The sequence below is a fragment of the Tropicimonas sediminicola genome, assembly GCF_900188335.1.
In the GTDB taxonomy this organism is placed as follows: domain Bacteria; phylum Pseudomonadota; class Alphaproteobacteria; order Rhodobacterales; family Rhodobacteraceae; genus Tropicimonas; species Tropicimonas sediminicola.
On sequence record NZ_FZOY01000004.1, the window covers coordinates 313,457 to 326,962 of the forward strand.

A 13,506-nucleotide genomic window follows, 5' to 3' on the forward strand; every position below is an offset into this window, starting at 1 on the left:
TGCCTCTTCAGCCCCTTGGTTTCACTGTCCGGCCCCAAGCTGGCGGCGCAGGCGGGGCTCGTCGATCTTGGAGGCGTGGCGCCGGTCCATCGGCATCCGCCGGACCTCGACCACGCGGTCGATCCCGAGACGCCTTGCGGCCGCCTGCCAATGTGCCAGATGGCGGACGTCTCCTTCGATGGCCAGCACCGCCCCCTGCTCCATACGCACCAGCGCGGCCCGACGGACACCCGGCCAGAACCGCGCGGCCGTCTCGACCTGCAGCGGCATCGGCCCATCCTGCGCCCCCGGCTTCCAGCGCCCGAGCAGCCAGAGCCGGCCATGCACGTCGAGCCGCGCCGCATCGCCGGTACGATGCCATATCCGTTCGCCCTCCCGGACCTTGTTGCCGGCGTCCTGCGCCGGGTCGATGTAGCCGCGGTTGACATGCGCCCCGGCGACCTGAACCTCGCCCTCGACCAGCCGCAGCTCGATCTCCGGCACCGGCAGACCGGCCAGCAGCCCGCCGCCGGCCTCCATCTCGGCCCAATCCTCGGCGGCGATCTCCGCTGTGCCGATCTCAGCGATCGGCTCAGCCTCGGTCGAGCCATAGACGGCCACAACCCGCAAGCCCGGACGCCCCTCCAGCAGGCGCCGGAGCGTGTCCGGAAAGACCGGCCCGCCGCCGGTGAAGATCGTCGTGACACCGGCCGGTACGCCAGCCTCGGCCAGCTTTTCGCAAATCGAGGGCGGCAGCAGCAGGCGGGTCGCGCCGCTCCGGGCGATCCATGCGCCGATCCGTCCTCTGTCGGCCCGGTCCTGCCGGGTGAGCTTCCAGTTCGGCAAGACCGAGCAGCGCCCAGCCGCGAGGTTCACCAGCACGAAGACCGGGAACCCCACGAGGTCGCGTTCCGGCCCACTGGCGGCGAGCAGCGGCGCAACGGCGGCATTCTGGGCCATCAGGAACCCGTGGCTCCGCAGGATCCCCTTGGGCGCGCCGCTTGTGCCCGAGGTGAAGGAGATCAGCGCCGGGTCGTCGGGGTCGAGCATAACCGGCGGCACGTTGCCTGCCTCGTCGTCCCCCGGCCAGAGACCGGTCAGCCCCCAGAGCGCCGGCAGGGCGCGCAGAAGCCGATATGGCCCGCTCGCGGCGATGGCCGTGGGGCGGGTCGTCCGCACCGCGTGCAGCAGTCCGCGCAGCCCCATCGCCGGCTCCGGGAAAACGGCGACAAGCCCCGCCTTCCAGATCCCGGCCAGCGTCACGTAGAGCGCCGCCGAGACCGGAACGGCCACCAGCACCCGGTCCCCCTTGCCCAGCCCGCGCGCACGGATCTGCGCGGCAAAGGCGCTGGCCCGCCGGTCGAGTTCCCCGAAGCTGGTCAGCTCCCCCGAGGGATCGAGGATCGCCGGCGCATCGGGGCTCCGCGCGACCCTCTCCGCGAAGGCCTCAACGAGCGTCGTCATCGAGTACCTTGCCCATCAGCGCGTAGCGGCGGAACAGGCGGCCCCCGAGCTGTTCGCTGCGTTGGGCGGAAACGTTGGTTTCGTGGATCAGCGCGTGGATCGCATGGGTGAACCCCGCCTTGCGCGCCGCGTCGTGAAACACCGAGGCGAGCGCCTGTCCCGCACCGTGCCGGGTGCTGGCGTAGGTCTTGAGGATCACCGTGTCGGGGGATGGCCCGGAGCCGTAGTTCGGGATGCCGAACAGGAACCCCACCAGCGCGCCCTCGCCGTTCCGGGCAAACAGAACGAACTCGCGCCGCAGCATCGGGACGAAAGGAAGATACATGCCGAGGAAATCCTCGCGCGTGATCGGTGTGTAGAACGCGTTGCCGGCAAAGGCCGCAAGCGACAGATCATAGACCTGTCCGAAATGCGCCTCCGGGTCGGTTCCGTCCCATGTCTCGACGGTGATCTCCGGGTCGAACGGCGGCGGGTTGTCCATGCCGGCAAGCTCGACGCGGGCGGAGAAATACCGGGCGATCGGCGTGAAGCCGGCGGCGGTGAAGGCGGGCAGGTCCGCGGGGCCGGACTTGGGCTCCATCAGGAAGGGCGGCGAGCCGTCACTTTCGGTCACGAGGCGATAGCTGTGCCAGGTATTGCCGTCCATCGGGCCGAGCAACCGCGCCGCTCCCCCGTCCCGGGCGGCAGTCTCGGCCTGCGCAAGCACCGCGCGGCCGGCCTCGGCGCTCTCACAGGTGAACTTGCCCACCGCCATCGTCGGTTTCCCGTCCCAGGAGGGCGCGTCGTGGAAGAGGGTGACGCGGGCGCCATCCGTGGCAAGGATTTCGGTCATGACGAAACTCCGATCAGGGCGAAGGTGGCATAGGCCAGCGCCGGCAAGGCGACGCTCAGCCCGGCGAGACGGGCCATGCGCTGGCGGCGGAAGGCTCCGGGCCAGCGCAGCGCGACCAACCCGCAGAGCGCCAGAGTGGCCAGAAGCAGGGGCCCGACATGGGGCGCCCAGTGCTTGGCGGGCAGGTTGGCCTGCATCAGCCAGAGCCAGAACGCCCAGAGTCCGGCCGCAAGCAACGCGAGCCCTCCGAGGCGCACCACAAGCGCTGCCCTCGCGAGCGCCAGCGCCGCCAGCGCGATGCAGAGCCCGGCCATGGTCGCACCGAAGAAGTCGAGCGCGTTGAGCCCCGTGGCATGGCCCGCCGCCAGCCAGCCGAAACTCAGCACCGCCAGCGCGGCAACGGCATCGAGCTCCGGGTGCCGGTCGGCGCTCGGCGCTCGGCGTTCGGCCAGAACGTGCAGCACCAGCATGGCGAGCGGGAGCACCGTGTTCTGCATCGCGGTCACCGACAGCAGCAGGAAGATCGCCAGCAGATAGACCCGCGCCACGTGCCGGGACAGACCGAGCCGGTCCGCCAGCATGTGGAACAGCGCGAAGGCGCCGGCAAAGACGATGGCCAGCGCCAGCAGTTCGGAGGTCGGGCTCGCGCCATGCTCGCGCAGGATGATCAGCACCGCCAGCGGCAGAAACAGGTTGTCGAACCCCCGCCAGCTGTCGGCCTCGACCAGCGTGCCGAGGGTGGCGATAAGGAAGCCGAGGATCACCACGTTCTGCCGCGGGATCTCCGATAGCAGGAGCAGGCAGACCATCGAGAGGATCACGGTCACCATGAACAGGATCGCGCTGCCCTCGACGCTCTTGAGCCCGTCCTCCACGGTGAAATGCCGCCGGCCATAGGTGCTGCCCGCAAGCGCCGCAGCGGCATCTCCAAGTGTCAGGACGGCCAGCGGCAGCACGTAGAGCAGCGGGTCGCGCTGGCTGAGCAGCAGGACGAGCGCCACCGCGGCGGCGAGCAGGAAATCGCCGTAGGATTGCCGGTCCACCGAGTGGAGCGCGGCCGAGGCGCCGCTGCCGCGCAGGATCGGCGCGCGCATTGCGGCCATCACCAGGACGGTGAAGCCAAGGAGCATGTAGACCGGCCAATTCTCGGCAAACAGGAACGGCAGGCAGATGGCGAAGAGGCCCGTGGCCACGTGGACCAGCTTGCGCTGCACCTCGGCGCTCCAGCCGGCCGCCTCTGCCCGGCGCCGCACCAGCGTCATGAAGCCGAGCAGGCCAAGGATCGACGCGGCGGCGACAAGCAACGGGCCGAGGACCTGCATCAGCGTATCTCCTCGATCACGAAATCGGAGTAGAAGAACGCCTTGTCCTGCGCCTTGAGCCGGTCTTCGAGCACCGTCAGGGTTGTCACCCTTTCGGCCAGCGAAGCCGGCACGCGGCGCGGGGCCATCATGTTCCAGTAGACCATCCGGCTGCCCGGCCTGCCGCGGTCCAGCACCTGCCGATAGGCCGCTTCCGCCGCCTCGGGGGACATGTACTCGAAGATGTCCGAGAGGTTGAACCCGTCCACCGGCGGGCCAGCTGCGGCTTCGAGCGGGCCTTGCACCAGCTCCAGCCGGTCGAGCCGTTCGCGGATCACCTCGTAGGGGCCGGGCCGCCAGGGCATCGGGAGCGCCGCGCCGTGACCACCCTTGAGGATCCAGTGCAGGTACGGGTTCTCTGCCGGGTCGCAGGTCACCCCGGCATGGCGGATGCGGCGCGCGACATGGTCGGCGACCGATCCCTCGACATGGTCGAAGAACGCCTTGTCCCGCCCCATCCGCCCCATGACGAAGCGGGAGAAGAACAGCTCCAGCATCAGCCGCCAGCGCCAGGTGACGAAGCGCTCGTCGAGGAACCGCGCGCGCTCGGCCGTCGGGCGGGAGACGAAGGCGTCGTCGATGGTCCGGCGCGAATGGACGAGCGGCAGGATAAAGCGGCGGAAGATGCGGAAGTACCGCTCGAACCGCCCGACCCCACCCGCGCCATGGGCCAATACCTCCGGGCGCAGCGCCTGCCAGCGGGCGCGCGTCTCCTCCGGCAGGCCGGCGATGGCGCGGTCCAGCAGCGCGTCGCGCCGCTCGCTGGGGCGCGAGCCCATGAGCTCAAGGAACTCGGGCTGATCCAGCGCCCGCATCGCCCCGATCCGCAGCCGCAGGCAGTCGAGCTGCGCCGCCGAGAGATCGACCGCCGTGACGACCTCCGGGTCCAGCGTCAGCAACGCCAGCGCATTGTCGCCCGCCGAGCAGATCGACAGGAAGCGCTGCCCGGCATCGGGGCGCATCGCGGCGACGAGCACATCGGCGTCTTCCCAGAGCTGGGCGTAACGGATGATGTCGAACCGGGCGCGCTCGGCGATGTCATTGCGGGTCATGGGCCAGCCGCACCTCCCCAGTCTCGCCGTCGACGGAGAGCATCGCCCCGTCCGGCACCCAGTCGGTCGCACCCTTGATCCCGACGACGCAGGGGATGCCGAGTTCCCGCGCCACGATGGCCGAATGCGACAGCAGCGAGCCGCGCTCGACGACGATGGCCGCCGCGTTGGAAAAGACGGCGATCCAGCCCGGATCGGTGTTGCGCGCAACGAGTATCTCGCCGGCGGCCAGATGCTCGGTGCGCGGGTCGCGGATCACCCGCGCCCGGGCGGTGACCTGACCCGCGGAACAGCCCGTGCCGGTGCGCAGCGTCCCGGTCTCGGGCTCCGCGGAGGCGACCGCACCGGTCTCCACCAGCAGCGCCGCACCGCGCCCCACCATCCGCTCCGGCGGGTCCAGCAGATGCTCGTGGCGGGCCTGCTCGGCCTTGCGCGCTGCGGCGATGGCTCGGATGTCCTGCGTCAGGCCGTTGCCCTCGATGGCACCGAGCACCTCCTCCACGGTGAGCAGGAAGATATCGCGCGGAGCATCGAGCCGGCCGGCGGCCCAGAACTCGCGCCCCATCGCGAGGAATACACGCCGGGCATGGCCGAAGATCCGGGTGCGTTCGAACCGCAGGTTCTCCCGGTCGCGCACCCGTGCCTTGGCATAGGCCGTGACCTGCCGAGCGATCCAACGCCTCACCGGGCTCTCCGGCATCAGCGCCCGCCAGTCGGGTTCGGCACGTTCCGGCGCGGCGCCCTCTGGCCGGCGGGCACTGGCGACGATGGCGGCGAGCAGCTGCGATGGATCCTCGTCGAGCGGGATCGATTCCAGCTTCAGCTCCTGCGTGCAGCGATCCCCGAAGCGGTCGATATAGGCATCGAACTCCGCCGCGATCTCCGACTGCGCCGCCAGCGCCTCGCGTCCGTCCCGGGCCAGCGGATCGGCAAGCCCCGCCTCGGCCACCATCCGCCCCATCCGCGCGATCCTCCGCGACGGCTCCGCCGAGACGATGTCGCCCTGCCCGATCATCACGTCGTTGTGCAGCGCCAGCCCCGCCGGACCGGCCCAGCGTTCCAGCAGCTTCCGCGAGCCGCCGAAGGCCATCATGCACAGGAAATCGTTGATGAGCGGCGCGTCCCAGCGGTCGAGCAGATCGGCCTCGATCGTCCGGTAGATGGCCGCGAGCTCGGTCAGGTTCGCCCGGTCAGGATGCGGTCCGGTGGCCAGCGCCTGTTCCAGCCGCGCCTCGAACCGCCGTTTCGTCGCCGGCAGCCGGAACGCCGCCCAGCCGAGCCCCGCCGCCACCCGCGCCGTCCGCGCGGACTCCGCGAGCCGCCGCAAGCCGGTCGCCGGCGGCGGCCCGATGGAGTCTCGCAGCTCGGCCGGCAGAGGCTCGTCCACGCCCATCATGGTCTCCATGTGGTCGCGGTTGCGGGAGAACCCGGGCAGCAGAGCCAGCGTGCGATACCAATTGCCCAGGTTGTAATAGACCCGCCCCTCGACCCGGGAGAGCATGTTGTCGAAGACCGGCGCATTGGCCGCGATCAGCGACGGGCGCAGCCCCAGAAGCGCGACGAAAGCACGGTAGACCCGGCCGTAGACATGAACCGCGAAACTGTAGGTCAGCGGGCTGACGATGCCGGGGTAGCTCTCGACGATGTTGGAATTGTCGAGCACGACCATCGTGTCGTCCGGCATCGGAGCCGGGCGCAGCGGCGTGGTGATCGGACGCGACTGCAGCAGGAGCAGGCGCGTGCCGTCATAGGCCCATTCGATGTCCTGCGGCAGGCCGAAGAAGGCCTCGGCGCGCGCGGCGAGGTCAGCGACCTCCTGCGCCTCGGAGGGGGTGAGAACCTGCGGGGCCTCCGGCGCGGCGACCACCGCGCCACCGGTGCCGACCTGCCAGTCCTCGCTGTCCGCCTCGCCGGAAACCAGCGCCTCGCCCAACCCCGCGATGGCCGAGATGGCGCGCCGGTCCCGCAGCCCGCTCACCGGGTCGGCGGAGAAGGCCACGCCGGCGGTGCGGGCGGGAACCATGCGCTGCACCACGATCGCCGGCGCCTCGGCCGCGGCGGCCCGCGTGGCCTGCCGGTAGCGCTCCAGCGTCTCCGAGGCGCCCGAGGCCCAGACCGCGCAGATCGCGTCCTCCACGCCCTCGGTCGGCACGTCGAGCGCGGTGTGGAATTGCCCGGCATGGCTGTGAGCGGTGCCGTCCTCGGCCCGGCCGGAGGAGCGCACCGCGTAGGGTCCGGGGCCGAGAGCGTCGAGCGCCGGACCGAGCGCAGCTTGCAGTTCCGGCGTGGCGATCACGCGCGCACCCTCCCGGCGGCAGGCCGCGGCGGAGACGACGAAGAAGGCCGGCACGTCGAACCCCGCCTCCGCCAGCCTGTGCAGAGCCGCGCCCTTGCCGCCGGCCGTTTCGACGCTGATCTCTGCCGGTGTCAGGATCGGTCCCATGGGTCAGATCCCCGCGACCAGGGGCAGGAATCCGGCGGCGAGGTAGCAGACCAGCAGCCAGAGGCCCGACATCTTGTCCACCCGCCCCTGCCAGGCCGGGCTCGGGTCGGCACGGAACCGCCATGCGCAGAGGGCGACCAGCAGCAGCCCGATCCCGCCAACCGCCGAGATCACCCCGACCGCCCCCAGCGCCTGCCCGAGGCCGACGAGCAGGAGATAGGCCACCGCGGCCGTCGCCAGCCAGACAGCCGCCGCGCGACGCGGCCCCCAGAGCGCGGAATAGGTATCCACCCCCTCGCGCTCGCTCTCAGGCGCCCAGACCTTGCGTCCGATCTCCAGCACGCAGCCATTGGCGAAGCTGAGCGCGAGGAACCAGCCGAGCGCGGGTGCTGGCGCGGCGCCGGCTGCGGTCCACTCGATGCCGGTCAACATCAGGTCGATCAGCGGCATGATCACCATGTGGCTGAGCAGGTAGACCAGCGGCCGCGCCTTGAGCCAGGCGGGTGCGCCGAATTCAGCTGTCATCAGCGCGAGCCAGAGCCAGACCAGCAGGAGCAGACCCCGCGTGGCCGGGTTCCAGGCCCAGGCCAGCGCCAGCATCCCCGCGCCCACCAGCGCGGCCAAGCCGAGGATCGTGCGCAGGCTCACCAGCCCGCGCGGGATCGGCCGCTCGGGGCGATAGCGCCGGTCGTCCTCAAGGTCCTTCGCCTCGTCGAAGGCCCGCATCTGGAAGAAGATTCCGAGCGCCAGCAGCGCCGCGACGACATAGGCCCAGATCCCGGGCAGCGGACGCCCCGCCAGAAACGCCGAGACATTGACGCTGGCGGCGGCGAAGACTGTCAGCAACGGCACTGTCTGTACCAGCGGGAAGCGCTCTGCCTGGTAGGTCCAGAGGCGGCGGGGAAGGCTTTGGGTCATCGTTTGCGCGCCAGCTTGTCATGGGCGGAGGCGAAATGCCCGGCGGCCATGGCGGCCACGATGGAGATCTCGCCACACAGACAGAGCGCCGCCGTGACCTCTGCCAGCGCGGCGGCACTCCCCGGCCCCTCGAGCCCGACGAGGTTCAGCGCGGCGCGCTGGCTCGGCAGGCGGGTGCCGCCGCCGACGGTGCCCACGAGAATGTTGGGCATGGTCACGGAGCAGAAGATCCCGCCCTCGCGCCGCTCCATCCGGGTGAAGCCGACCGCGCTTTCCGCCACGCAGGCAGCGTCCTGACCGGTGGCGATGTAGAAGGCGGCGAGCGCGTTGGCGTAATGCGCCTGCGCCCCGAACTGGCCGGAGAGCAGCGCGCCGAGGCCGGCGACGCGGCCGTAATCGAGCATGGCATCGATGTCTGTCCGCAACACGCTGCGCACCACCTCCGGCGGCAGGATGACCGAGGCGCTGACCTTGCGGCCACGGCCGGTGATCGTGCCCAGCGAGGTCGCTTTCTTGTCGCCGGAGAAATTGCCCTCGACATACCAGCGCAGCGGCTTCGTCGGGCATTCGGCCACGGCGGCCTTGCCGAGCGCCTCGGTGGCGATCGTCACCATGTTCTGCCCTGCCGCCTCGCCGGTCGTGTAGCGGCAGAGCAGGAAGACGACGTTGTTGTCGATCACCGGCTCCAACGAGACCAGCTTGCCGTGAGACGTCGTCGCCTCGGCGGCGGCCTTGAGGCGTTCGACATGGCTGACCGCCCATTCGACGAAGCGTCCGGCGTCGAGCAGGCTCTCGAAGACGAAGGCCGGGGTCCGCAGCACGCCCTCGTAGAGCACCGCGGTGCTGATCCCGCCGGCCCGCGTCGCCGCCCAGGCGCCGCGCGCGTAGGAAGCCACAAGCGCGGCCTCGGTGGTGGCGAGCGGCAGGTGGAAATCCCCGTCTGCATGCAGCCCCCGCACGCGCAACGGACCGACGACGCCCACCGGCAGCTTCACCGTGCCGATCATGTTCTCGATATTGGTGGAGTAGCATTCGGCGGTGGCGAGCGTCTCAGGGTCGGCGAGCACCGCCTCGCTCTCGGACGGGGCGTGCCCCTGCCCGCGCAGCGCCTCCCACAGCCCCCTGATCGACTCCGCCGAGGCCGATTGCGCCCCGCGGAAGCGGGAGAGCGCGGCGTCGCTGGGAAGCATGCGTTCCTCGCGGCCCTGCCGGAAGTACAGCTCGCGCACCCGCTGGAGCATCTCGAGCACATGGTTCGGAACGATCAAGCGAAGCCCCCCAAATTCGCTCGCGCCCGGTTGGCGCGCATTAAGAATGGGGCGAGACTACAGACCGGACCGGACACAGACAATCCGACCGCGAGGCCCCGCGCCACTCGCTGTCTCACAATGTGGCGGACTGGTCTGACCGGAAGAAAGCGCCGACAGGACAATGCTGTGGCATCCGGCGCGCACTGCACCGGATGCCACGGTATGGACGGCTCGGGCGGTGCGGCGCCTCAGATGTAGGCGGAGAGCCCGCGCCAGCCCGCGAGCAGGGCGGAGAGCCCCATGACGGCGATGGCAAGCTGCCGGTACTGGGTGTTGTCGAGTCGGCTGAAGGCCTCGGTACCCAGCCAGGTGCCGAGCGCCAGCGCGGGGATCGAGACGAAGCTCAACCAGAGCGTGTGGCTGTTCACGGCCCCCGCAACGAACAGGCCGGGCGTGGCCATCAGCGCCGCGATGAAAAAGAAGAACAGCAGCGAGGCACGGGTCTGGACCGAGTTGATGCCGGAGCCGAGGTAATAGGCCACGGCCGGCGGGCCGGGGATCGCTGCGAGCCCCGAGAACGCGCCGGAGGCGACGCCGGCCGCCAGGGCGAGGCCGTTGTGGGCCCGCTGCTCCGTCGGCTTGTAGCGCAGGATCATCACCAGCCCGACCAGAATGGCGGTCGCGATCAGGATCCGTGCCGCATCGGGGCTGAGCGCGGTCAGCGCGAGGATCCCCACGGGTGTCCCCAGCAACGAGCCGAGCGACAGCCGAACCAGCGAGGGCCGGTGAATGTCGGCGTGCAGGACGAAAACATCGCGCAGCCCCACCACCACCTGCAACAGCACACCGATCGCCACCGCCTCGACCGGCGGCAGGACGAGCGAGACGATCGGCACGGCCGCAAGCGCGAAGCCGAAGCCTGCCATGCCGCGCAGGAAGGCCGAAAAAAAGACGGCGCAGATCACGAGGAGGGTTGTAGTGGAGAGCATCTTGGGTGTCGTCCCGGGCGAGTTTGGTGTCCCCGCCCGCCTATCCGCTGCGCTGCAGCAAGGATTGGGCCAGTTCTGCGTTTTCGATGGGGCCAGGGCCCGCGGCGGCAAGCTCGGCCGCGAGTTCCCCCAGCTTGCGCATCCCCGGAACGATGGCCTCCGTCTGGATCAGGGACAGCCCGAGCCTCAGATATCGCCCCGCCTGCTCGGGCGGCACAAAGGGGTCGCCGCTCTCGAACAGAACGCCCGCCTCGAGCGCAACCCGGTTCAGAACGCGGGCATCCACGCCCTCTGGACATTCCAGCCACACGCTGGCGCCGCCGTTGCAGGGATCCGGGGTCCGAAAGCCGGGGAGCAGCTCCGGCAGATGCTCGATCACCCGGTACCAACGGTCCGCGTGGGCCGCGCGGAGCTTGCGGATCAGCGCCAGGAAATGCCCCTCGGCCAGGAAGATCGCCGCCGTGCGCTGGTTGTTGAGCGGCACGGAGCGGTGGACCAGCCGGCGCAGCCAGCGCGCCTCGGTCACCAGCGGCTCCGGCGCGATCATGAAGCCCAACCGCACGCCGGGCGCCAGCACCTTGGAAAGCGTCCCGAGATAGATCACCCGCCCGTCGCGGTCGCGCGACTTGAGCGACGGCTCGCCGGAGAAGGAAACCAGCCCCTCGTGGTCGTCCTCCACGATCAGGAAATCGTCCTGCGCGGCGCGGGCCAGGATCTCGTCGCGGCGTCCGCCGGGCATGACGGTCATGGTCGGGCATTGCGCCCCCGGCGTCAGGATCGCCAGGTCGAGGTTGGAGCCCGGCGAAATTCGCGCGCCCCGCTCGTCCACCGGCAACGGCACGGATTCCGCGCCGGTCAGCTCGAAGATGAAGCGCGAATCTGGATAGCCGGGCATCTCGCAGCCAACCCGCCGGCCGGGGCCGGCCAGCAACTGGGCGAGGAGGTAGAACCCCTCCTGCGCGCCGAGGGTGATCAGGATCTCCTCGGGCCGGGCATATATCCCGCATTCGGGCAGGATCCGCGAGCGGATCTGCTCGATCAGCATGGGGTCGTCGTCCACCGCCCTGTCCGCCGACCACCAGTCCAGCGCCGCCCGTCCCAACGTATCGCGCGAGGATTCGCGCCAGGCGTTCAGCGGAAAGAGCTGGCGGTCCACCTGGCCGAAGATGAAGGGATAGGGGTAGTCGTGCCAGTTCTGCGGCTTGCGGATGTGGTTGAGCCGCGACGGGTGCACCGCCATCCGCGCGTCCCAGTCCACCACCGACTTCAATCCCGCAGGCCTCTCCGCCGCGCGGCCGCGCGCCGCCACGAAACAGCCGCGCCGGGGGAGCGACTCCAGATAGCCGCGTGCGATCAGTTCATCATAGACTGCGGTCGCGGTGTTGCGCGCGATCCCGAGTTTCTCGGCCAGGGCGCGGGAGGAGAGGATCTTCTGCCCCGGCTGAAGCGTGCCCTCGTGAATCGCCGCGATGAGCCCGCGCCGAAGCTGCCGCTGAAGCGGCTCCGAACTGCTTCGGTCGACTGAAACGGGCACGCTCTGCATCGGGTGGGGGCTCCGGCTGTCCTGAGCCTTCTGCTGGAGCCAGCCGCGCCGCTTGGCAAGCGATCGGCCCCGATCCGGCGCCACGCATCCCGTTAGCGCCCAAAGTTTCATCAGCGCCGCATTCCGCCGGCCCGGAATCGACAACCTTCGAGGATGACGGCGCGGAACTGGCCCCAACTGATCTGCCGCGCTGGCCCTGTTTCGCTGCGGTGCAGAAGTGATTGGTTGGCCGCCAAATCGAGTTCGAGAAGGAAACTCCATGGACGGCATGTATCCCAACGACATCTGCGCCACCGTCGAGGCGGACCGCGCACATGTCTGGCACCATCTCTTTCAGCACGCCGCGCTCGAAACCCAGGATCCGCGCATCTTCCTCGAAGGCAAGGGAATGACCCTCTGGGACCAGGCCGGCCGCGAGTATCTCGACGCGGTCTCCGGCGGCGTCTGGACGGTCAACGTCGGCTACGGCCGCGAAAGCATCGCCAACGCCGTGCGCGACCAGCTGCTCAAGCTGAACTTCTTTGCCAGCAACGCCGGCAACGTGCCGGCCGCGCAATTCGCCCAGCGGCTGACCGAGAAGACGCCGGGGCTGACCCGCGTGTTCTATGCCAACTCCGGCTCGGAAGCGAACGAGAAGGCCTTCAAGATGGTCCGCCAGATTGCCCACAAGCACCACGGCGGCAAGAAGTGGAAAGTACTCTATCGCGAGCGCGACTACCACGGCACCTCGATCGGTGCGCTGGCCGCCTGTGGCCAGCAGGAGCGCTATGACCAGTTCGGTCCCTTCCCCGACGGTTTCGTCCAGGTGCCGCATTGCCTCGAGTACCGCGCCCAGTGGGACGTGGAGGAATACGGCCAGCGCGCCGCCGATGCCATCGAGGAGGTGATCCTGCGCGAGGGCCCGGACACCGTCGGCTCGATCTGCCTGGAACCGATCACCGCCGGTGGCGGCGTCATCACCCCGCCGCAGGGCTACTGGGAGCGTGTGCAGGAGATCTGCCGCAAATACGACATCCTGATCCACATCGACGAGGTCGTCTGCGGCCTCGGCCGGACCGGCCAGTGGTTCGGCTACCAGAACTACGGCATCAAGCCCGACTTCGTGACCTGCGCCAAGGGGCTGGCCTCCGGCTATGCCGCGATCTCCTGCCTGATCACGACCGAGGAGGTCTTTGACAAGTTCAGGACCGACCCCGGCGACAAGCTCAGCCACTTCCGCGACATATCCACCTTCGGCGGCTGCACCGGCGGCCCGGCGGCGGCGCTGGAGAACCTGCGCATCATCGAAGAGGAGGCGCTGCTGGACAACACGCTCGCGATGGGCGCGCTGCTGATGGACCGCCTGCAGGAGCTCAAGGACAAACACGCCATCGTCGGCGACGTGCGCGGCAAGGGCCTGTTCTGCGGGCTGGAGCTGGTGGCCGACCGCACCACCAGGGAACCGCTGGCCGAGCCGCTGGTCGACGCCGTCGTCGCCGGCTGCGACGCCGAGGGCGTGATCATCGGCCGGACGGCGCGGGCGCTGCCCGGCTTCAACAACACGCTCTGCCTGAGCCCCGCCCTGATCGTCGGTTCGTCCGAGATCACCCGGATCACCGAAACGCTCGATCGCGTGCTCGGCAAGATCGCTGCCTGACACCGTGGCGGGCGGCCCCCGCCCGCCGTCTCCACAAGA

At 69.9% G+C, this 13,506-nt stretch carries 10 protein-coding genes; 1 reads left to right on the plus strand and 9 read right to left on the minus strand.

The window, feature by feature from the left end:
- Positions 1 to 21: 21 nt before the first annotated feature.
- From CHB86_RS12525 to CHB86_RS12565, 9 genes are all read right to left on the minus strand, one after another.
- The gene (locus CHB86_RS12525) at positions 22 to 1,443 is read right to left on the minus strand and encodes an AMP-binding protein (protein WP_089233391.1); all 1,422 of its coding nucleotides are present in this window, start codon (positions 1,441 to 1,443) and stop codon (positions 22 to 24) included.
- Positions 1,427 to 2,275: a hypothetical protein gene (locus tag CHB86_RS12530; RefSeq protein WP_089233392.1), complete on the minus strand. Its 849-nt coding sequence runs from the start codon at positions 2,273 to 2,275 to the stop codon at positions 1,427 to 1,429. The genes CHB86_RS12525 and CHB86_RS12530 overlap by 17 nt, the downstream gene beginning before the upstream one ends.
- Complete coding sequence (locus CHB86_RS12535) at positions 2,272 to 3,597, minus strand: hypothetical protein (protein ID WP_089233393.1); 1,326 nt, start codon at positions 3,595 to 3,597, stop codon at positions 2,272 to 2,274. Before CHB86_RS12535 ends, CHB86_RS12530 begins: the two co-directional genes overlap by 4 nt.
- The gene (locus CHB86_RS12540) at positions 3,597 to 4,688 is read right to left on the minus strand and encodes a BtaA family protein (RefSeq protein ID WP_089233394.1); all 1,092 of its coding nucleotides are present in this window, start codon (positions 4,686 to 4,688) and stop codon (positions 3,597 to 3,599) included. The genes CHB86_RS12535 and CHB86_RS12540 overlap by 1 nt, the downstream gene beginning before the upstream one ends.
- Complete coding sequence (locus CHB86_RS12545) at positions 4,675 to 7,131, minus strand: PEP/pyruvate-binding domain-containing protein (protein ID WP_089233395.1); 2,457 nt, start codon at positions 7,129 to 7,131, stop codon at positions 4,675 to 4,677. The genes CHB86_RS12540 and CHB86_RS12545 overlap by 14 nt, the downstream gene beginning before the upstream one ends.
- Before the next feature lie 3 nt (positions 7,132 to 7,134).
- Positions 7,135 to 8,049 carry a UbiA family prenyltransferase gene (locus CHB86_RS12550; RefSeq protein WP_089233396.1) on the minus strand — a complete coding sequence of 305 codons (915 nt, stop codon included), beginning with the start codon at positions 8,047 to 8,049 and terminating at the stop codon, positions 7,135 to 7,137.
- A complete protein-coding gene (locus CHB86_RS12555; RefSeq protein WP_141134891.1) occupies positions 8,046 to 9,317 on the minus strand; it encodes a hydroxymethylglutaryl-CoA reductase in 1,272 nt (423 codons plus the stop codon). Before CHB86_RS12555 ends, CHB86_RS12550 begins: the two co-directional genes overlap by 4 nt.
- Before the next feature lie 230 nt (positions 9,318 to 9,547).
- Positions 9,548 to 10,288 (minus strand): sulfite exporter TauE/SafE family protein, encoded by a 741-nt coding sequence (locus tag CHB86_RS12560; RefSeq protein ID WP_089233397.1) that lies wholly within the window; start codon positions 10,286 to 10,288, stop codon positions 9,548 to 9,550.
- A 40-nt stretch (positions 10,289 to 10,328) separates the two neighbouring features.
- Positions 10,329 to 11,831, minus strand: a complete 1,503-nt coding sequence (locus CHB86_RS12565) for an aminotransferase-like domain-containing protein (protein ID WP_089233398.1) — start codon at positions 11,829 to 11,831, stop codon at positions 10,329 to 10,331.
- Positions 11,832 to 12,099: 268 nt separating this feature from the next.
- Between CHB86_RS12565 and CHB86_RS12570 the strand changes: the two genes are divergently transcribed.
- On the plus strand, positions 12,100 to 13,467 hold the full coding sequence (locus CHB86_RS12570) for an aminotransferase family protein (protein WP_425445425.1): 1,368 nt from the start codon (positions 12,100 to 12,102) through the stop codon (positions 13,465 to 13,467).
- The last annotated feature ends 39 nt before the right edge of the window (positions 13,468 to 13,506 follow it).